Source organism: Microbacterium sp. A94 (assembly GCF_051842855.1).
Taxonomy (GTDB): domain Bacteria; phylum Actinomycetota; class Actinomycetes; order Actinomycetales; family Microbacteriaceae; genus Microbacterium.
This window is the reverse complement of sequence record NZ_JBPXMU010000001.1, coordinates 148,652-167,845: the sequence shown is the minus strand read 5'-3', so window position 1 is coordinate 167,845 and position 19,194 is coordinate 148,652. Positions and strand designations below refer to the sequence as shown.

The window sequence follows — 19,194 nt, the reverse complement described above, 5'->3', positions numbered from 1 at the left end:
CCCCTGGCCTGATCAGTCAACGCCGACGAGCAGGTCCGCCAGGGATCCCAATGCGCCGATCCCGGTGAGCTCTCCTGGCAGGAGCGGTATCTCGACGAGTGGCATGTCGGGGAGCGTTTTCCGCACCGTCCCGAGGTGCCGATCTTCCAGAGAGCGACGCGCGCGCAGCAGTTCACCGGCGTCTGCGGGCGAACGTCGATTCGCAACCAGCGCCGCCACTGGCACCTGCAATTCGCGTAGGGCATCGACGACTTCGATCGTCTCGGCCACTGGCAACGCTTCAGCAGTGAACACAACGATGAACCCGGCAGTTGACGGATTACTGATCGCCTCTTGCAGCGCGTCAAAGCGCGCACGACGCGCCTGCAGCGTACGGCGCAACTGCGCGTCTGAATCCGCGGCCGGTTCCGCCCGCCCGGCCAATCCACGCATCGCCGCAGAGAAGCGTTCTGATCGATCTCGGTTGCGCAGGAGAGACTCGGTCCATCCGGACAGCTGACCGGGCAGTGCAAGCAGCCGGAGAGTATGACCCGATGGGGCGGTATCGAAGACCACGAGGTCGTATTCGTTGCGCGCCAGCTCCGCAGCCTCGGCGATCCGCTCCAGCACGGCGGACTCATGACTCCCCGGAGCATGCCGAGCACGATCGAGGTGTTCTCGCGCCTGTGCGTGCTGACGCTCGGGCAGCATGCGCAGCATGGTCTGCTCAACCGCTGCGAGGTGTCGCTCGACCGTGGCGTGCGGGTCGATCTCCATCCCGTCGACCGCGCCCGCCGGTACGTCGCTGTTCACGTCGAAGCGGGCCAGACGCACCGGCTGATCCCCGACCTGACACTCCCAGAGATGTCCAAGATTGTGCGCCGGGTCCGTGGAGACCACGAGCACTCTCGCACCCTCTCGCGCCCGGGCGAGGGCCACGGCCGAGGCCAGCGAAGTCTTCCCGACGCCACCTTTTCCGCCGAGGAACACCACACGTCTGTCGCGGATCAGATCTAACAGCATGCGACCTGATCCAACGGCGAGCGCGGCATCCCCATACGCCGATGCCACGCATGAAAGTCATCCGCGAGCATGGGCATCAGCTCGACGCTGTAGTACGCAGCAGGATCGGGTACACCCAGAGCCTCACCAAGAACGACCATCGTGAACAGATCGTCCTCATCGCGTCGCTCCCGAGCGAGAGCCTGCCGATAGGGGCCGGCGTAGTACTCCGCCAGCCCCGATTGGAAGGCGGCCCAGCGCCGGGACAGGCGCCGGGCCGCCTCTCTGTATGTCACAGATCAGACCTCCTCGCGAACCGCCTGCAGCTGTGCATCCTCATCCTCATGCTCGGGCGGCTCTTTCGCGGCTTTACGCATCGCGATGACCGCCTCAACAGCGACCCAGATGCTGGCGACGATGATAATGACGTCGAGCACGAACAGCAGCCAGTCCGGCTCGCCGGGGTTAGCGAACGCCGCGAGCTGCTCGATCGCCGCCCAGAACGACATCACGAACACCAGGACCAGCGGGATGAGCGCCACCAGCGGATTACGCCGCTTCCGGATGAGCATCACCGCGATGATCGACAGAGTAAGCGAGGCCATGAGCTGGTTTGTCGTACCGAACAGCGGCCAGATCCGCAGCCCTCCGTCTCCTCCGAGCCCCTGCGAGAAGGTCAACCCGAGCCCGAGCACCACAACAACGACGGTCGCCGGGAACTTCGTGATGCGAATCTTCATAGATTCGCCCATCTCCTGCACGACAAAGCGGAGCAGACGCATACCTGTATCCATAGTCGTCGCGGCAAACAACACCGCCATCGTCGCCAGCACTGTCGCGCTCAGCGACGCCGGAAGCCCGATACCGGTCTCCATAAGTTGCCCGCCACCCTGAACGAACGCCTCAACACCGCCAGCGCCGAAGGAGCTGTAAACCTCATTCCACTCAGCCACCGTGCGGAAGCCGCCGATCACTGCGAGAATCGTGCCCAGCGCGAGCAGCCCTTCGCCGACAGCTCCGAAGTATCCGACGAAGCGAGCGTCAGTCTCCTTGTCGAGTTGCTTCGAACTGGTACCCGAGGACACCATGCCGTGGAAGCCAGAAATGGCTCCGCACGCGATCGTCACGAACAACAGTGGAATCATGCTCGGCGTACCTTCCGGTACCGCCATGTTGATCATCGGGGCGACGATCTCGGGCTTATCTGCGGTGAAGAGAGTTGCGATCAGCACCGCGCCATACAGGAGGATCAGTCCCACGAAAAGCTGCACGCCGTTGATGTAGTCGCGCGGCTGCAGCAGCACCCACACGGGCAGCAGCGAGGCGATCGCGCCGTAGACGAACAGCGCCACAATCCAGAACGTGGCCGGGCTCATCCCCAGCGTGCTTTCCGGCAGAACCACCGGCACCTGGTCACCGAGCACGATGAGTGCATACAGCGCGACGACACCGACGACGGTGATGGGAATCAGCGGCCAGCGCAGACGGTACACGGCGACGCCAACCAGCAGCGCCACGATGATCGCGCCCCATGTCGGAATGACCGCCGACGGCGTGCTGATCAGCAGGTTTTTGATGACCACGGCGAACGCTGCGATGACCATCAGGAGCAGCAGGAAGATGACGACGAGGAACAGGTTGGCTCCGCGTTTGCCGATGTACCGGGCAGAGAGCGCGCCGATTGAACGCCCCTTGTTCCGCGTAGAGGCCCACAGCGCGCCCAAGTCGTGCATTCCTGCGAAGAGCACCGTGCCGATGGTGACCCAGAGGAATGCGGGCAACCAGCCCCAGATGACAGCGATCGCGGGCCCGACAATGGGCGCGGCTCCCGCGACCGAGGTGAAGTGGTGCCCCCACAGAATGTATTTGTTGGTCGGAACGTAGTCGACGCCATCATTCAACTCATGCGATGGCGTCTTGAATGACGCGTCGAGCTTGAACACGCGCTTCGACAGATATTTGGAGTAGACGAAGTAACCGAAGACAAACATCGCGATGCCGATGAGCATCAACAATAGGGGAGTCATGAGACGTTTTCCTCTCCAGCAGCGACGGCTTTGTCACTGCGTGCTCTTACGCTAGCAAACCTGAGAGTTCCCTGATAGAGACGCGCTCAACGTCCGGCCGCCAGCAGCTCCCTGGTGAACGGATGCTGCGGTGCGGCGAACACATCCGCCACCGGCCCCTGTTCGACGATCGCCCCGTCGAGCATGACGAGAACGTCATCGGCAACGGCCGCGACGACATCAAGATCGTGCGAGATCAGCACCATTGAGAGCCCTCGTTCGCTCTGAAGCCGTTTCAACATCTGCAGCACCTTCTCGCGTACTGACGGATCCAGCGCCGAGACCGGTTCGTCAAGGATCAGCACGTCGGGCTCTGCGGCGAGCGCACGGGCGATAGCCGCTCGCTGGCGTTGTCCTCCAGACAGCTGCGCCGGTCGGCGACGCGCGAGCTCCGCCGAGAGATCCACCTCGGCCATCAGCTGTGCGACGCGCGCCTTCCGTGCGTTACGCGCAACGCCGCCCGCAGCCAGTGCTTCACGCAACGAGCGGCCGATGCTCCAGCGCGGGTCGAATGCGCCGAGCGGATTCTGATGCACAAGCTGCACCCGGCTCCTGCCGCGCCAACGAATGCTGCCGGCATCCGGGGTCTCGACTCCGACGAGCATGCGGGCGAGTGTGGTCTTTCCTGATCCCGACTCCCCCACGATCCCCAGCGTCTGGCCCTCGAGCAGAGTGAAAGATGCATTCGCCACGGCCGTCCTGCCAGCGAAGCTCTTCGACAGTTCGACGGCGCCCAGCACCGCGGTACCGAGTCCGAAACGATCCTCCGACCGCGGCTCATGCCGGCTGGCTGCGATCAGCATGCGGGTGTAGTCCTCGCGAGGCGCATCGAGCACCTCAGTGACGAGTCCCTGCTCGATCACACGCCCTGCTCGCATCACGAGTACGCGATCAGCGACGCGCCGAACCGCGGCGAAGTCATGACTGATAAAGACGACGGCGGTGCCAGCATCTACGATCTGGCGCATCAGCGTCAGCAAGCGCGCCTGCACAGTCGTGTCCAGCGCCGTCGTCGGTTCATCGGCGATCAGGACGGCGGGGCCTGCGGCGAGCGCTGAGGCGATGAGCGCCCGCTGACGCAGACCGCCGCTGAGCTGGTGAGGATACTCCCGTGCACGCACCTGAGGGAACGGCATGGCAACAGATTCAAGCAGTTCGACTGACCGATCACGACGCTGGGAGCGGGTCAGGTCGGTATGTATGGCCAGGGGCTCGGCCACCTCGGCCCCGATTCGGCGCAGCGGGTCCAATGAGACCAGGGCGTCCTGGGAGACCAGCCCGATGCGGTTGCCGCGCAGCGCGCGCCACTCGCGATCGCTGTGCCGCCGAGCATCCACGCCATCGACAGTGAGCGTGTGAGCGGAGACGCGAGCGGTATCGGGAGCCAAGCCCAGCAGCGCGGCCGCGGTCAGCGACTTCCCGGCCCCCGATTCGCCGACGATGGCGAGGCATTCGCCGGGAGCGACGGTGAACGAGACACCGTCGACGAGTAGCGCCCCGCCGATGGAGATCGACAGTTCCTGCACATCGAGGGCCCTCATATGCGCCTCCCTTCGGCCCGCGCCCGCAGCGTGCGGCCGACGACGGTCGCCGATATGACCGTCAGCGTGATCGCGAGTCCGGGGAAGAGGGCGATCCACCAGGCTTGCGCGAGGACATTGCGCCCGCCGGAGAGCATCAGGCCCCATTCCGGGACCGGCTCGATCGGACCGAGACCGAGAAAGCTGAGGCCTGCGGCGGCCAGGATGCTGGAGCCGACCCCGATCGTGGCCAGCACGCTGAGTGCACCCAGCACGCCGGGGATCACGTGCCTGGTGAAAGCCGGCACGGGCGGCACGCCGAGGATGCGCGCCGCTTCCACGTGCTCGGCACGCACGAGGATGCGCGTCTGCACCCGCGCCAGTCGCAGGTACACCGGGATCGCGGCGATCGTCACGGCGATCGCGATGTTGACCGGTCCGGGTCCGAGGATGGCGACGACCACGAGGGCTACGAGAAATTCCGGAAACGCCATCCAAACGTCCGCGACCCGCATGAGAACAGCATCCACTGCCCGCGGAGCGATCCCACTGAGCGCACCGATGATCAACCCGACGACCAGGGCGAGGGCTGTGGCAAGCAAGCCGATCCCGACGGAGCGCCCCGCTGCGTAGACAACGCGGGAAAAGACATCGCGTCCGCTCTGGTCGGTTCCAAACAGGTGGGCGGCGCTCGGCGCTTCGAGGGCGGCCCGTACGTCGGTGCGCAGCGGGTCGTGCGTGGCGATCAATTGGGGCATCAGCGCCATCACCGCCACCACGGCAAGAACGAGCAGGGCCGCGCCGAGCAGGATGCGTCGCGACGCCGTCATGCGCTCACCTGCCGTCGCTGACGCGGATCCAGCACGGGCTGCAGCAGTTCGACGAGGAGATTCACAACGACGAACACGACGGCACTGAACAGGATGATCCCGGTGATCACCGGAAGATCACGATCGGAGATCGCCGCGAGGGTCACCCGGCCGAGCCCTGGTCTCGCGAACACCGTCTCGACCAGCACAGCGCCGCCGAGCAGCGATCCGATCAGATAGGCCGTGAGTGTCAGAGCGCCCGCTGCCCCGTGCCGGAGGGTGTGGTGCATTGCCAGCCGGGTGTACCCGGCGCCGCGTGCGCGTACCGTGGTCGCGAACGGCTGGCGTTCAGCCGCCTCGATGCCATCGCGGAGCACTTGGCCAAGGAGAGCTGAGACCGGAAGAGCGAGCGTCACCGCCGGTAGCACGATGGTCGCCGGATTGCGGGTTCCGGCGACCGGGAACCAGCCGAGACCGAAGGCGAACACGCTGAGCAGAATGAGGCCGATCCAGAACACCGGCGATGACAGCACAATCAGCTCGATCCCTGCGATCACGGTCCGCGAGATCTGCCCGTGAAACAGCAGCGTCCCGCAGAGCGCGAGAATCACAGCGATGACCAGGGCCAGTGCGGTCAGCTGCACGGTGGAGCCGAGCTGGCGGCCGATCACCTCGGTCACCGGCATCCGCAACTGGTAAGACTCTCCGAGGTCGCCGCGCACGAGCTGCCCGAGATAGCTCAGGTACTGCTCCCCCGGCGGGCGATCCAAACCGAGCTGAGTGCGAATACCGTCCTTGACTGCGTCACTGACCTGGGCCTGCGGCCCGAGCATCACCGAAACCGGATCGCCGGGGATGACTCGGAATGCGAGGAATGCGACGGTCGCCGCGCCCCACAAGACGACGATGACGGATGCCGCGAGCTCCGCAATCCGCGTCAGGGTGGCTCTCACCGTTCCCCCTCCGCCGAGATCAGCTGACCGTCGCCGCGTAGAACAGCGGCCGTCCGTACAGATCGTAGGCCAGGCCGTCGACGCTGTCGTTCACTGCGGTGATCAGCGACGGACTGTACAGCGGAACAATCGCGGTGTACTTGGCGTTCCACTGCTGCAGCTGCTGGTATATCGCGGTGCGCTCTTCCGTGTCGGTGGTCGCGATGCCCTGCTCTAGCAGAGCATCCACGTCCGCGTTCGACACCTGTGACGCGTTCTGGAAGCCATCGGTGTGCAGGTGGCTGCGCAGCAGGTCGCCGTCGACTCCGGAGAAGCCCCAGTCCGTCAGGTCGAAAGTCTTCGGCCCGTACTGCTCGTTGTACGCGCCCGGCTCGAGGACCTCGCGCACGACCTCGAAGCCGATGTCGGCGAGGTCGGACTGAATCGCATTGCCGAGAGCCGCCTTGTCATCGGGAACCGGCGTCCACGCGATCCAGCGCACTGACAAGCGCTCGCCGTCTTTCATCCGGATGTCGTCGGCATCGCGCTCGGTCCACCCGGCGTCGTCGAGCAGCTGATTCGCCGCATCCTGGTCGAACGGCCAACTGCCCTCGAGGGAGGCGTCATAGCCTGGCGTGGTCGAGCCGAGGATGCTCCAGGCCCGCGGGAACTGGCCGAAGAAGATCTCCTCCACTGCTGCGTCGATGTCAATGCCACGCGCAAACGCCTGCCGCACCTTCTGATCTGCGAACACCCCGTACTTCTCATTGAGGTACAGCGAGTACGGCAGGCCGGGGTACTCAAGAGACTCGACAGTCAGTGTGTCGGGAAGCGTGGCGGCGAGGTTCGGCGGCAGATTGCTGGCGAGGTCTGCCTCGCCGCTCTCCACGACGCCGGCACGCACTGAGGCCTCAGGCAGAATCTCCACGCGCAGGGTCTCGAACTTCGCAGCCTCTGCACCATCAGGGCCCCACGCATAGTCGGGGTTGCGGGTGTAGACGAGCTCTTGATCGGGCGTGTACTCGGTGAGCTCGAAGGGACCGGTACCCACCGTCACGTCGGGTCCGCCGGCCTTTAGCTGATCGGCAGAACTTTCCAGTACAGCTGGCGAGTAGAACCCGAGTTGCGCGGTGCTCGCAGCCTGCAGGAACGGCGAGTACGGCTGAGTGAAGTTCACCTCCACGGTGAACTCGTCGATGACTTCGGTGCCCGCGTAGAAGTCAGCGCCAAGCATGCTGGCGGCCTGCGCTGATGCCGTCTCCGGATCGACGATGCGGTCGAAGTTCGCTTTGACCGCTTCGGCGTTGAAGGGCTCACCATCATGGAATGTGACATCGTCGCGGAGCTCGAAGGTGTAGCTGGTGGCATCCTCGGAGACCGTCCAGTCCGCAGCGAGCCACGGTGAGAATGACCCATCAGCCTGCTGGGAGACCAGAGAATCCAGGACGACGCGCTGCACCATGCCAGACACGTCGAGCTGACTGGTCTGCGGGTCCATGTGACCGGCCGAGAGATTCGCTCCCTCGATGGCCCAGACGACCTCGCGGTTCTCAGCCGCTGGTGGATCGTTCACCGTGCCCGTGCAGGCACTGAGGGCGAGTGCGGCAGCAGCGGCGAGCGCGGTGATGGGCAGAATACGACGCACGAGTGGAGTGGGCATGCGGGTCCTCAGAAAGGGTGAAGGGGGTCGACCCAGTCTACTCGCAATTGTTGGACTCGGTCGAACTAGCCCCCGCTCCACCGCGCTCACTCTTCGTTAGACTGGTCAGCACATTCCACACTCAGGCACGCTCACACAGTGCCGCATACATCGCGCAAGGAGACCTTCATGGCCGCGTCCAGTCAGAATCAGATCCCTGAAAAGCCCGTCCTCGAAGGTCTCGAAGCGAAGTGGGACGGCACCTGGTCCGCGCAGGGCACTTATCTGTTCGATCGCGTCCGCGCAGCAGAGATCGGTCGCGAGGGCGTTTACTCGATCGATACACCTCCGCCGACGGCATCCGGTTCTCTGCACATCGGACACGTGTTCTCGTACACGCACACCGATGTGAAGGCGCGCTACGAGCGCATGCGCGGCAAGAGCGTCTTCTACCCCATCGGGTGGGACGATAACGGCCTGCCCACCGAGCGCCGCGTGCAGAACTTCTACGGAGTGCGCGTCGATCCGACCCTCCCCTACGACTCCGATTTCACTCCTCCGTTCGAGGGCAATGCGAAGAGCCTGAAGGCCGCCGACCAGCAGCCCATCAGCCGCCGCAACTTCATCGAACTGTGCGAGCGCCTCACGATCGAAGACGAGAAACAGTTCGAAGAGGTTTTCCGCCAGCTTGGCCTCAGCGTCGACTGGACCCAGACATACCGCACGATCTCGGATGAGACGATGCGCCAGAGCCAGCTCGGCTTCATCCGCAACCATGAGCGCGGCGAGGCATACCAGGCGCTCGCCCCGACGCTGTGGGACGTCGACTTCCGCTCCGCCATCGCGCAGGCGGAGCTCGAAGATCGCGAACAGCAGGCCGCCTTCCACCGACTCGCCTTCCACAAGACCGACGGCACCGGCGACATCCACATCGAAACCACCCGCCCCGAGCTTCTCGCGGCATGTGTCGCGCTCGTGGCGCACCCGGATGATGAGCGTTACCAGTCGTACTTCGGCCAGACCGTGCGCACCCCGCTGTTCGATGTCGAGGTTCCGGTGCTCGCGCATCATCTCGCCCAGCAGGACAAGGGGTCCGGCATCGCGATGGTCTGCACCTTCGGTGATGTGACCGACATGATCTGGTGGCGCGAGCTCGACCTGCCGATCCGTGCGATTCTGGGGCTGGACGGCCGCGTGATCGCCGATGCTCCGGAGGCGATCATTTCGGATGCCGGCAAGAGCGCCTATGCCGAGTTGGCAGGCAAGACCGTCTTCAGCGCCAAGAAGCGCATCGCCGAACTGCTCGAGGAATCCGGCGAGCTGCTGGAGGTCTCCAAGCCCTTCAACCACGCCGTGAAGTTCTTCGAGAAGGGCGACCGCCCGCTGGAGATCGTGTCGACGCGTCAGTGGTACATCCGCAACGGCGCCCGCGACGAGAAACTGCGCGAGCAGCTCATCGACCACGGACGCCAGATGCAGTGGCACCCGGACTTCATGCGCGTGCGCTACGAGAACTGGGTCGGCGGTCTCACCGGCGACTGGCTCGTTTCTCGCCAACGCTTCTTCGGTGTGCCGCTGCCGGTCTGGTACGGCCTGGACGCGAACGGTGACCGCGACTATGACCGCGTCATCATGGCTTCCGCCGAGCAGTTGCCGGTTGACCCGACCGTGGATGTGCCGGTCGGTTACACCGAGGATCAGCGCGGCCAGGCCCTCGGCTTCGAGGCCGAGGTCGACATCCTCGACACCTGGGCCACCTCGTCTCTGACGCCGCAGCTGGCCGGCGGATGGCAGCGCGATGAGGAGCTGTGGAACCTGGTTGCACCCTTCGACGTGCGCCCGCAGGGACAGGACATCATCCGCACGTGGCTGTTCTCGACGATGCTGCGCTCGACGCTGGAAGACCAGCGCTCGCCGTGGCAGCACGCGTCGATCTCCGGCTTCATCGTCGACCCCGACCGCAAGAAGATGTCGAAGTCCAAGGGCAATGTGGTCACCCCGGCCGACATTCTCGAGAAGCATGGATCGGATGCTGTTCGCTACTGGGCGGCCTCCAGCCGCCTCGGTGTGGATGCCGCCTTCGACCCGCAGAACCCGACGCAGATGAAGATCGGTCGCCGCCTGGCGATCAAGATCTTGAACGCGGCGAAGTTCGTCCTGTCGTTCCCGGTTCCCGAAGGTGCCGAGGTCACGCACGCTCTGGATGCTTCGATGCTCGCCACGCTCGATGGTGTCGTCGCCGAAGCCACCAAGGCGTTCGACGCGTTCGATCACGCCCGCGCACTGGAGATCACTGAGTCGTTCTTCTGGACGTTCTGCGACGACTACCTCGAGCTGGTCAAGGAGCGCGCCTACGATCAGACCGACGTCGGACAGCCCTCAGCTGCGCTCGCACTGCGGATCGCCCTGTCGACGCTGCTGCGGCTGCTCGCCCCCGTCGCGTCCTTTGCGACGGAAGAGGCCTGGTCCTGGTTCGAGGAGGGCTCGATCCACACCGCTGCCTGGCCGACCAGTGGTGACCTTGCCGGCGGCGACGCATCCGTGCTCACCGCCGCCAGCGCCGCTCTCATCGGCATCCGTCGGGCCAAGACCGAGGCGAAGGCCTCGCAGAAGACGCCGGTATCACGCGCCGTGATCGTCGCCCCCGCCGAGACCCTCGAGTCCATTCGCGCGGCCGCAGATGATCTCCGGGCCGTTGGCCGCATCGCCGAGTTGGAATTCGTCGAGGGCGCTGAACTCGCTGTCACCGAGATCGAGCTGGTTCCTGTGGAGGAGAGCTGATGCAGCTGGGTACGCGTTGGGCGGCGGGATCGGATGCTCCGGCATCCGTCCCCGCTGTCCTGCGTCCAGCGATCACTGAAGTGGAGGCCCGCGGTCTCGCCGGGCACTGGACGCTCACCTGGCTCGAGGGCCGTCCGATTGCAGAGTTGGATGCCGGGTGGGAGGTCTTCGTGACCGCCACCGGCGAGGTGATTGCGCGTGAGTTCGAGGACTGACGACCTCAGCGCAGTGGCAGGCCCATGTGCAACAGGGCATGGTCAGTGGCGCGCGGATCAGGCTTGCGAGTCTGTTCCGCTTTGATCGCTGCGAGCATCGCCTCTCGCCGATCCTGTCGACGCTCTACTCTGCGGGTTGCCCAACGCGTCATCGCATCGGCCAGCCTGATGGAGCCCCGCTCGAGAGCGTTCGCTCCGCGCGGCACGGGAGATGTACGGGTGACTGCGACAGCGCTCATGATGCGGACTCCTTGTTCGTCGTATGACTCTTCAGTGGGAAGACGTCGGCTCGAACACTGACCCGCCGCACACCCTCGCCCTTCTGATCCCGATACTGTTCAGCAGCCTCGTCGATGAGCGCCTCGATCTTCTTCGTGAGTTCGATGGTCTGCTCTGCGGTCATGCTGATCCCGCTGGTCATCGAGGTGCTGGCACCCCTCCATTCGACCGGCTCTTTATCAATGCGCCCGGTGAAGAACTCCATGAGCTCGTCATGCCGGCGGCGATGCACCTCTGCGACCGCGACCTGGAGTGCGGCTTCCCCCGAGGGTGAGCCCTGCACCGCGCGGGAGTCGTAGACGATCCCGCCCACCGGCCGCTCCCACCAGCGCTCTCGGCCTGCCCTGACACCGTCGACCTCACGGATCAGGTCGTGGCTGGCCAGCGACCGCAGGTGGTAGCTGGTCGCACCGGACGACTCCCCCAGTATTTCAGCGAGCGTGCTGGCGGTCTGCGGTCCCTCATTCGCGAGGATGTCGAAGATCCGCACCCGCAGCGGGTGCGACAGTGCCCTGAGTGCACCAGCATCCAGAACGCGACGTTCTGCTGCAGCGGGGGTCTTCTTTGCTTCGCTCATAATGCAAAGATATCCTTGCAAGGCTTTCTTTGCAAGCTTTATTTTGCAATCGTTTCTTTGCACGACACCATGCGCGCGCGTCGTAGGCTCGTTTTATGACCGATGCCGCGAACCCGCTCCTGACGCCGTCCGCTCTTCCCTATGCACTTCCGGACTATGCCGCGATTCGCCCCGAGCACTATCTCCCCGCTTTCCAGGCCGCGTTCGAAGAGCACCTCAATGAGATCGCCGCGATCACCCGCGTGCGATCGATGCCCACATTCGAGAACACAATGATCCCGCTCGAGCAGGCGGGAGCCCTGCTCGAGGCCGTTGCACACGCCTTCTACACGGTGAGCTCCGCGGACGCTACCGACGAGATCCAGGCGATCGACGAAGAGTTGGCGCCCCTGATGGCCGCTCATGAAGACGCCATCCGGCTTGACGCTCAGCTGTACTGGCGTGTGAAGAACATGTACGAGCAGCTCGATCAGCTCGACCTCGATGGCGAGAGCCGATACCTCGTGGAGCGGCACTACCGTGAGATGACGCACGCTGGCGCTGGACTGGATGAGGCCGCAAAGGCCCAGCTGACCGCGCTGAACCAGAAGCTGTCGATGCTGACGACGACGTTCGAGAAGAATCTGCTGGCCGATACCAACGACCTGGCTGTGCTCTTCGAGAGCGCGGAGGAGCTGGACGGCCTTTCCGAAAGCGAGCTGTCCGCGGCATCTCGGGCAGCGAGCGAACGCGGCGCTGATGGCGGCTACCTGATCTCGCTGCCGCTGTTCACCGGGCATCCGTATCTCGCTTCGCTGACGAACCGCGAGAGCCGCCGACGGATCATGGCCGCATCGCGCTCGCGCGCCACGCGCAACAATGCCAACGGCAACCGGGCCACCCTCACGGAGATCGTCGCCGTGCGCGCAGATAGAGCTCAGCTGCTCGGATATTCCTCGCACGCCGCCTACGTCACCGCTGATGAGACAGCTGGCACACCGGAGGCCGTGTCGGAACTGCTGCACCGGCTGGCCCCTGCCGCGGCAGCCAACGCTCGCACTGAGCAGGCTGCCCTGCAGGCGATCATCGACGAGACAGAAACCGATCCTTTCACCCTTGAGGCGCACGACTGGGCGTTTTATACCGAGAAGGTGCGCACCGCAAAGTACGACATCAATACGGCCGCGCTGCGGTCCTGGTTCGAGGTGGAGCGCGTCCTGCAGGACGGCGTGTTCTTCGCCGCAACGCAGTTGTACGGCGTGACGTTCGTCGAACGCGACGATCTTGTCGCGTACCATCCGGGTGCGCGGGTATTCGAGGTGCACAACGCCGGCGGCAGCGCGCTGGGGCTCTACGTTCTCGATCTCTACACCCGGGACTCCAAGCGCGGCGGTGCCTGGATGAACCCGATTGTCAGCCAATCCGCGCTGCGCGGCACAGCGCCCGTCGTCGTGAACAACCTCAACGTGTCGCAGCCGGGAGAAGGGCAGCCGACGCTGCTGACCCTCGATGAGGTGACGACGCTGTTCCACGAATTCGGGCATGCGCTGCATGGGCTATTCGCGACAGTCAACTACCCGCATTTCGCGGGCACCAATGTGTTCCGTGATTTCGTGGAGTTCCCCAGCCAGGTCAACGAGATGTGGATCCTGTGGTCGGAAGTGCTCGACAACTATGCGCGGCATTTCGAAACCGGCGAGGCGCTGGATGCTGCGGTCGTCGAGCGGCTGCGCGCGACAGAGACCTTCAACCAGGGGCACGACACGAGTGAATATCTCGCCGCTGCCTGGCTCGATCAGGCCTGGCATCGGCTCGCGGCTGACGAGTCGGTTTCGGATGTCGCGGCATTCGAGGCGGCAGCGCTTGCTGAGATCGGGCTAGACAATCCGGTCGTCCCCACCCGCTACTCCTCGACGTACTTCGCGCACATCTTCTCGGGCGGGTACAGCGCGGGTTACTACTCCTACATCTGGAGCGAGGTACTCGACGCCGACACCGTGGAGTGGTTCCGTGAGAATGGCGGGCTCACCCGCGAGAACGGCGACCGTTTCCGCGCAAGGCTGCTCGGTGTCGGCGGCTCAAAGGATCCGCTGGATGCATACCGTGACTTCCGCGGCCGCGACGCCGATATCGCGCCGCTGCTGAAACGCCGCGGGCTGGACGGGTGACACAGATCGACGCGATCCCCTAGCGCTCTCGCGCTGATGGGCGACTCACTCGGAATTTTCAACGTGGATCGTCGCTGACGGGCACAGTTCCGCCGCTTCGCGAACTGCCGCCCATTCGGATTCTGGCGGGCTCGCGTCGAGAAGCCGGACGAACCCGCCGTCTTCGTCCCTGTTGGCGAACACCCGGGGCGCAGTCCTACTGCAATGCGCCGAGGCGACGCAGGCGGTCGGGTGCACGGTGACCTTCATGATCTCTACTCTCGTTGTCGTGGTTGCTCATCCGCGATACTCGCGGACCAGCGGACAGGTATACAAGTCACGGTTCATGTGCCCCACCTGGTTCAGGTAAGCGAGAATCGTCCGAAACGACTGACTGAGTGTGGCTTCTTCGTAGGGGATGTCGTTGGCCGCACAGTGTCTGCGGACGATCTTCTGCAGGGCAGGAAGACTCGGTCGCGGCGCCTTCGGGAACAGGTGGTGCTCCACCTGATACTCCAGGCCTCCCATGAAGAAGTGCACGAGCGGACCACCGCGCACGTTCCGCGACATGCGCACCTGGCGCCGCAAGAAGTCGATTTTCGCGTCATGCGGAACCGTGGGCATCCCGATGTGGTTGGGCGTGAACGCACCGCCGAGGAGGAATCCGAACACGGCCACCTGCACCGCCGCGAAGGCCGCAGCCATGAGCGGCGGAAGGACGAGGAAGAGGAACGCGAGAAAGCCGACGATGCGGATTCCGACGAAGAGGATCTCCGTCCAGCGATGCGTCACATTCTTGCCGACGAGGATCGTCTTGACCGAGTCAATATGAAGGGAGAACCCTTCGAACAAGAGAAGCGGGATGAAAAAGAATCCCTGGAATCGGCCGATCCGTGACAGGAATCCCGTACGCCCATCAGTGCCTTCTGGGGTGAAGGAAAGCACGCCCGCCCCCACATCCGGATCCGAACGCTCCTTGTTCGGATTTGCGTGATGACGACCATGCTTGTCGACCCACCAGCCGTAGCTGAGGCCGGTGAACAGACCCGCGAGAACCCGGGCTGTCCAGTCGTTCCAGCGACGTGACTCGAACATCTCCTGGTGAGCCGCCTCATGACCGAGGAAGCCGAGTTGCGCCATGCACAACCCGAGCAGCGCTGCCAGGATCAGCTGGAACCAGGTGTCTCCGAGAAGAATCACGCCTACGAGAATCACCACTGCCGACAGCATCCAAAAGAGCATCATTGCCCAGTAGAAGCCGTAACGCCTGCGCATCAGATCGGCCTCATTCACCTCTGCCGCAAGTTGATGGTAGGCCTCCGTATACCGCTCGTCATGCATCGTTGCTCCTGTGATCACCGCCAGCGCAGTACAAATACAACATCTGTCGATGCTAACCAGTGGCGCTCGAATGATGCCACCCCTGGACCCGTTGCTGCGGGACAGGGATACTACGCACTCAGAGCAGTCCGAGCCCGGAGGCGAACTCGCGCATCCTCGTCGCCATTGCCTCCGGCACCTCGGCGATCGCGAAATGCCCACCCTCCGGCATCCGTCCGAAGGAACGCAGGTCGCGGTAATACGCCCACGCAACGCTCTCGGGGTAGTCATACTCGTGCCGCTGGATTGCGACTGCGGCTGGCACCTCGACGGGAGGGATGCGCTCATACTCGCCGCCGTCGAAGTAGCTTCGGAAAGAGGTTGCAATGCTCTGCGTCGACCAGTAGATCATCGCCTCGGTGAGGATGCGATCGCGCGAGATCCTGCGCTCGAGCAGCTCTGGTCGAGCCGTCGGAGTATCGCTCCATTCCACAAGTTTCTCGGTGATCCATGCGATGAGACCCGCCGGAGAATCGTTCAGAGCCGCGGCAAGCGTGTCCGGACGTGTCCCCTGGACATGCCCGTAGGCACCGTCCGGACCGCCGCTGGCAGCGAGGCGTGCAAAGAACGCGCGAGCGGCCGGGTCTTCCGCGTGCGCCCGTTCCTCATCCGTGCCGAAATGCGCATGTGTCGCGAAGATGCCCTGCACGCTTTCAGGGTACGTCGCCGCGATCAGATCGCTCACGTTGGCGGAGAGGTCCTCTCCGTAGGTGAGATACCGTTCGTAGCCCAGTGTGTCGCTCATCAGCGAGTGCATCAGCCGAGCCATCACGCCCTCTGACATGGTTCCGTCGTACGCAGCAGAGAATGCGAATCCGGGCAAGCTCGGGACGACCACGTGGAAATCAGGAAGCAGCCGAGCGAACTCGAGCTGAAGCGCGAAGGTGTGCGGCCACCCATGCATCACCAGCAGCACAGGAGCATCAGCGCGTTCCGAGCGCAGATGAACGAAATGAATATCGGTGCCCTCGACCTCGGCGATGAACTGGGGGTGCTCATTCAACCATCGCTCGCGCGCGCGCCAGTCAAACACGGCCCAGGCTTCGACGAGCTCGCGCAGATAGGCCGCCGACAGCCCGGACTGCGGGCGCCGGGGTGAGTCCGCAAGCAGGCGCGCATGCAAAAGCCGCTCGCGCAGGTCATCGATGATGCCATCAGAGATCGAGATTCGGAAGCTTCGCATGGCGTCACCTTAGACCGGAGCGCCGACATCCGAGGCGATGAGCTGTGTCTGCGGAATCAGAGTGGCGGCGCGGTATACAGCTGCGTCGAGCAGCCTTGCTCACCAGGTTGGAGCCAAATCTGATCGTACGAGGGGGCGAGCAGAGCCCCCGTTGCATCCTTGACCCGCAGAATGCAACCCGTCCCCGGTCGCACGCCGACGGCAACGACAACCTCTCCCGCTTCGGTCTTGACGACCTCGATCGTGAACTCCTCCCCCGGAAACTCGGCGCGCAAGCGGTCGGCCACTGTCGAACCGGGAGCGTCTGTCAGAATTATTTCCACCCGCTCCGCGGCGCCGTCAGGGAGCGCCGGGCGATTCGACGCTGGCGGCGTTCGCAGTTCCGGTAGCTCGGCGCAAGGGATCATTTCGAAGCGGACATCCTCGCGAAGCGTGATCGTGTACCGGTAGCACTGCACGGCCGACCCGGCCGAGTTGAACGGTCCGTAGTATCCACCGATGGAGTTCTCCGTGACGCTTGCGCTGAGGCGGGCTTCGATCGTGCCTGTCTGCTCGAGTCCGATCGCCCCCGTCCAAGTCAACGGTTCGACCGTCGCAGCACGCGAATGGAATCTTTCGGCGGCCACCGTCTCTGCATCAATCGGCTCACGGATGCCGTCAAGGTCCTGAGCCAGAGCACGAGCGACGTCCTCGACCCGCGCGGCAGCAAGCTCGTCACCATCCCGGTCTCGCATAGCTGAGATGAGGATGACCACGAGGACGACCGCGACGACCACGACCGTCAGCACCGCAATCGTGAAACTCGCCCCCAACTTTCGCACGAGCGCGCTCATCGCCACCTCAGCAGCTGCATCGCCTTGTACCAGGTGAGCTGATGGAAACTCTGCAGCAGCCACTCGCCGGCCTTTGCCAACGGCACGACGCGCACGGAAATGAGTTCGCCGGCATCGAGCGATTGTGCCGCCACCTGTGTACAGTCGCGAGCGAGGAAGTGGTGAACGCGGTTCGTATGGTTGCCGAAGTTCGCCCAGGTGGCGCCGAGGTCAATGATCTCGCTTGCTTCGCAACCTGTTTCCTCGCGAAGCTCCCTCGCCGCAGCGTCCTGCGGCAACTCTCCGGCATCGACCGCTCCACCGATCGTGCCGAGCGCCATGACGCCCGCGCCGTGTCGGTACTCCTCGACGAGCATCGCATCACCGTCGGCGTTCAGCGCGAGGACCGAGATCCACTCCGCTGGCTCCATTACGTAGTACGGCGCGATTGTGCGACCGGCGGCATCCAGGCACGTGTCTGCACGCAGTCGGATCCAACGATCGGCCACGACGATCTCGGAATCAACCACCGTCCACGGCGCAGGCTGTACCCGGGCCGCAGTCATCGTCCGCTCAGGCGCTCTTGCGCTTGCGCTCCAACACGACCGTGGGTGCCGCGCCATCGTCAACAGCCTCGCGGGTGACAATGACCTTCTTCACGTCTTCCGCCGACGGGATCTCGAACATGATCGGGCCGAGCACATCTTCCAGGATCGCACGCAGACCGCGCGCACCTGTCTTGCGCTCTACTGCAAGATCGGCGATCGAGCTCAGCGCATCATCGTCGAACTCGAGCTCCACACCGTCGAGCTGGAACATGCGCTGGTACTGCTTGACCAGGGCGTTGCGAGGGCCCGTGAGGATCTCGATCAGCGCCTTCTGGTCGAGCGGCGTGACCGATGCGACCACCGGCAGTCGACCGATGAACTCGGGAATCAATCCGAACTTGTGCAGATCCTCGGGCAGCACCTCGCTGAACAGGTCGAGGTCTTTGCTCTTGTCATGCAACGGTGCACCGAACCCGACGCCGTGCTTGCCTACCCGCGAGGAGACGATGTCTTCCAGCCCGGCGAAAGCACCGGCGACGATGAACAGCACGTTCGTGGTGTCGATCTGCAGGAACTCCTGATGCGGGTGCTTACGACCGCCCTGCGGTGGCACCGCCGCGACAGTCCCCTCGATGATCTTCAGAAGCGCCTGCTGCACGCCCTCGCCGGAGACGTCACGAGTGATCGACGGGTTCTCCGACTTGCGAGCGATCTTGTCGATCTCGTCGATGTAGATGATGCCCTGCTCGGCACGCTTCACGTCGTAGTCGGCGGCCTGGATGAGCTTCAGGAGAATGTTCTCGACGTCTTCACCCACGTAACCTGCTTCGGTAAGCGCTGTGGCATCGGCGACGGCGAAGGGTACGTTGAGCCGCTTGGCCAGAGTCTGCGCAAGGTAGGTCTTACCGCAGCCGGTGGGGCCGATCATCAAGATGTTGCTCTTCGCGATCTCGACTTCGTCGGCCTTCTGCTCGGCGAGCTGCAGGGTGCCATGCGCACGAACGCGCTTGTAGTGGTTGTAGACGGCGACAGACAGCGAGCGCTTGGCCTGCTCCTGTCCGACGACGTATTCCTCGAGGAAGCTGTAGATCTCGCGCGGCTTGGGCAACTCGAAGTCCGCGACGCCCTCGGCCGAGGATTCCGCCATGCGCTCTTCGATGATCTCGTTGCACAACTCGACGCACTCGTCGCAGATGTACACACCGGGGCCAGCGATCAGCTGCTGCACCTGTTTCTGGCTCTTTCCGCAGAATGAGCACTTGAACAGGTCAGCGCTTTCACCGATTCGGGCCATGCGCGTCCTCCTTGGGGAGACTGAGAAACTCCTTCGAGCCTAACCGCTACCT

18 protein-coding genes are annotated in these 19,194 nt (G+C 64.1%); 3 read left to right on the top strand and 15 right to left on the bottom strand.

Annotation, left to right across the window (positions count from 1 at the left end):
* Positions 1-12: 12 nt before the first annotated feature.
* The 7 genes from ACSU1L_RS00845 to ACSU1L_RS00815 all read right to left on the bottom strand — a co-directional run bounded on the left by ACSU1L_RS00845 (position 13) and on the right by ACSU1L_RS00815 (position 7,968).
* Positions 13-1,002 carry an ArsA family ATPase gene (locus ACSU1L_RS00845; protein WP_438255421.1) on the bottom strand — a complete coding sequence of 330 codons (990 nt, stop codon included), beginning with the start codon at positions 1,000-1,002 and terminating at the stop codon, positions 13-15.
* A complete protein-coding gene (locus tag ACSU1L_RS00840; RefSeq protein ID WP_438255420.1) occupies positions 993-1,277 on the bottom strand; it encodes a cory-CC-star protein in 285 nt (94 codons plus the stop codon). The genes ACSU1L_RS00845 and ACSU1L_RS00840 overlap by 10 nt, the downstream gene beginning before the upstream one ends.
* 3 nt (positions 1,278-1,280) lie before the next feature.
* On the bottom strand, positions 1,281-3,008 hold the full coding sequence (locus ACSU1L_RS00835) for a carbon starvation CstA family protein (RefSeq protein ID WP_438255419.1): 1,728 nt from the start codon (positions 3,006-3,008) through the stop codon (positions 1,281-1,283).
* An 86-nt stretch (positions 3,009-3,094) separates the two neighbouring features.
* Positions 3,095-4,588, bottom strand: a complete 1,494-nt coding sequence (locus ACSU1L_RS00830; RefSeq protein WP_439254285.1) for a dipeptide ABC transporter ATP-binding protein — start codon at positions 4,586-4,588, stop codon at positions 3,095-3,097.
* Positions 4,585-5,397, bottom strand: coding sequence for an ABC transporter permease (locus ACSU1L_RS00825; protein ID WP_439254284.1), 813 nt, complete (start codon positions 5,395-5,397; stop codon positions 4,585-4,587). Before ACSU1L_RS00825 ends, ACSU1L_RS00830 begins: the two co-directional genes overlap by 4 nt.
* Positions 5,394-6,329, bottom strand: a complete 936-nt coding sequence (locus ACSU1L_RS00820) for an ABC transporter permease (RefSeq protein ID WP_439254283.1) — start codon at positions 6,327-6,329, stop codon at positions 5,394-5,396. The genes ACSU1L_RS00825 and ACSU1L_RS00820 overlap by 4 nt, the downstream gene beginning before the upstream one ends.
* 19 nt (positions 6,330-6,348) lie before the next feature.
* A complete protein-coding gene (locus ACSU1L_RS00815; RefSeq protein WP_439254282.1) occupies positions 6,349-7,968 on the bottom strand; it encodes an ABC transporter substrate-binding protein in 1,620 nt (539 codons plus the stop codon).
* Positions 7,969-8,136: 168 nt separating this feature from the next.
* On the opposite strand from ACSU1L_RS00815, the gene valS reads away from it, so the two are divergent.
* Positions 8,137-10,728 carry a valine--tRNA ligase gene (valS, locus tag ACSU1L_RS00810; RefSeq protein ID WP_439254281.1) on the top strand — a complete coding sequence of 864 codons (2,592 nt, stop codon included), beginning with the start codon at positions 8,137-8,139 and terminating at the stop codon, positions 10,726-10,728.
* Complete coding sequence (locus ACSU1L_RS00805) at positions 10,728-10,943, top strand: hypothetical protein (protein WP_438255413.1); 216 nt, start codon at positions 10,728-10,730, stop codon at positions 10,941-10,943. The genes valS and ACSU1L_RS00805 overlap by 1 nt, the downstream gene beginning before the upstream one ends.
* 5 nt (positions 10,944-10,948) lie before the next feature.
* Here ACSU1L_RS00805 and ACSU1L_RS00800 read toward each other — a convergent pair whose 3' ends face one another.
* Together ACSU1L_RS00800 and ACSU1L_RS00795 are read right to left on the bottom strand one after the other, a co-directional pair.
* Positions 10,949-11,182, bottom strand: coding sequence for a hypothetical protein (locus ACSU1L_RS00800; protein ID WP_438255412.1), 234 nt, complete (start codon positions 11,180-11,182; stop codon positions 10,949-10,951).
* The gene (locus tag ACSU1L_RS00795) at positions 11,179-11,799 is read right to left on the bottom strand and encodes an ArsR/SmtB family transcription factor (protein ID WP_438255411.1); all 621 of its coding nucleotides are present in this window, start codon (positions 11,797-11,799) and stop codon (positions 11,179-11,181) included. Before ACSU1L_RS00795 ends, ACSU1L_RS00800 begins: the two co-directional genes overlap by 4 nt.
* A 95-nt stretch (positions 11,800-11,894) precedes the next feature.
* Between ACSU1L_RS00795 and ACSU1L_RS00790 the strand changes: the two genes are divergently transcribed.
* Positions 11,895-13,946 (top strand): M3 family metallopeptidase, encoded by a 2,052-nt coding sequence (locus tag ACSU1L_RS00790; RefSeq protein WP_439254280.1) that lies wholly within the window; start codon positions 11,895-11,897, stop codon positions 13,944-13,946.
* 45 nt (positions 13,947-13,991) lie between these two features.
* On the opposite strand, the gene ACSU1L_RS00785 is transcribed toward ACSU1L_RS00790, so the two are convergent.
* The 6 genes from ACSU1L_RS00785 to clpX form a co-directional block, all read right to left on the bottom strand.
* Complete coding sequence (locus ACSU1L_RS00785; RefSeq protein ID WP_439254279.1) at positions 13,992-14,195, bottom strand: ferredoxin; 204 nt, start codon at positions 14,193-14,195, stop codon at positions 13,992-13,994.
* A gap of 27 nt (positions 14,196-14,222) precedes the next feature.
* Positions 14,223-15,266, bottom strand: a complete 1,044-nt coding sequence (locus tag ACSU1L_RS00780; RefSeq protein ID WP_439254278.1) for a fatty acid desaturase family protein — start codon at positions 15,264-15,266, stop codon at positions 14,223-14,225.
* A gap of 118 nt (positions 15,267-15,384) precedes the next feature.
* Complete coding sequence (locus tag ACSU1L_RS00775; RefSeq protein WP_438255407.1) at positions 15,385-16,488, bottom strand: epoxide hydrolase family protein; 1,104 nt, start codon at positions 16,486-16,488, stop codon at positions 15,385-15,387.
* Positions 16,489-16,544: 56 nt separating this feature from the next.
* The gene (locus ACSU1L_RS00770; protein ID WP_439254277.1) at positions 16,545-17,321 is read right to left on the bottom strand and encodes a hypothetical protein; all 777 of its coding nucleotides are present in this window, start codon (positions 17,319-17,321) and stop codon (positions 16,545-16,547) included.
* Entirely contained in the window at positions 17,318-17,830 is a 513-nt protein-coding gene (locus tag ACSU1L_RS00765) for an NUDIX hydrolase (RefSeq protein ID WP_439254276.1), read from the bottom strand. Before ACSU1L_RS00765 ends, ACSU1L_RS00770 begins: the two co-directional genes overlap by 4 nt.
* 43 nt (positions 17,831-17,873) lie before the next feature.
* The gene (clpX, locus tag ACSU1L_RS00760; RefSeq protein WP_438255404.1) at positions 17,874-19,142 is read right to left on the bottom strand and encodes an ATP-dependent Clp protease ATP-binding subunit ClpX; all 1,269 of its coding nucleotides are present in this window, start codon (positions 19,140-19,142) and stop codon (positions 17,874-17,876) included.
* Positions 19,143-19,194 lie beyond the last annotated feature (52 nt).

Excerpts from the sequence above, each read along its gene's own strand:
- ACSU1L_RS00845 (WP_438255421.1), bottom strand. The coding sequence starts at position 1,002 with ATGCTGTTAGATCTGATCCGCGACAGACGTGTGGTGTTCCTCGGCGGA.
- ACSU1L_RS00835 (WP_438255419.1), bottom strand. The coding sequence starts at position 3,008 with ATGACTCCCCTATTGTTGATGCTCATCGGCATCGCGATGTTTGTCTTC.
- ACSU1L_RS00830 (WP_439254285.1), bottom strand. The coding sequence starts at position 4,588 with ATGAGGGCCCTCGATGTGCAGGAACTGTCGATCTCCATCGGCGGGGCG.
- ACSU1L_RS00825 (WP_439254284.1), bottom strand. The coding sequence starts at position 5,397 with ATGACGGCGTCGCGACGCATCCTGCTCGGCGCGGCCCTGCTCGTTCTT.
- ACSU1L_RS00815 (WP_439254282.1), bottom strand. The coding sequence starts at position 7,968 with ATGCCCACTCCACTCGTGCGTCGTATTCTGCCCATCACCGCGCTCGCC.
- valS (WP_439254281.1), top strand. The coding sequence starts at position 8,137 with ATGGCCGCGTCCAGTCAGAATCAGATCCCTGAAAAGCCCGTCCTCGAA.
- ACSU1L_RS00805 (WP_438255413.1), top strand. The coding sequence starts at position 10,728 with ATGCAGCTGGGTACGCGTTGGGCGGCGGGATCGGATGCTCCGGCATCC.
- ACSU1L_RS00800 (WP_438255412.1), bottom strand. The coding sequence starts at position 11,182 with ATGAGCGCTGTCGCAGTCACCCGTACATCTCCCGTGCCGCGCGGAGCG.
- ACSU1L_RS00795 (WP_438255411.1), bottom strand. The coding sequence starts at position 11,799 with ATGAGCGAAGCAAAGAAGACCCCCGCTGCAGCAGAACGTCGCGTTCTG.
- ACSU1L_RS00790 (WP_439254280.1), top strand. The coding sequence starts at position 11,895 with ATGACCGATGCCGCGAACCCGCTCCTGACGCCGTCCGCTCTTCCCTAT.
- ACSU1L_RS00785 (WP_439254279.1), bottom strand. The coding sequence starts at position 14,195 with ATGAAGGTCACCGTGCACCCGACCGCCTGCGTCGCCTCGGCGCATTGC.
- ACSU1L_RS00780 (WP_439254278.1), bottom strand. The coding sequence starts at position 15,266 with ATGCATGACGAGCGGTATACGGAGGCCTACCATCAACTTGCGGCAGAG.
- ACSU1L_RS00775 (WP_438255407.1), bottom strand. The coding sequence starts at position 16,488 with ATGCGAAGCTTCCGAATCTCGATCTCTGATGGCATCATCGATGACCTG.
- ACSU1L_RS00770 (WP_439254277.1), bottom strand. The coding sequence starts at position 17,321 with ATGAGCGCGCTCGTGCGAAAGTTGGGGGCGAGTTTCACGATTGCGGTG.
- clpX (WP_438255404.1), bottom strand. The coding sequence starts at position 19,142 with ATGGCCCGAATCGGTGAAAGCGCTGACCTGTTCAAGTGCTCATTCTGC.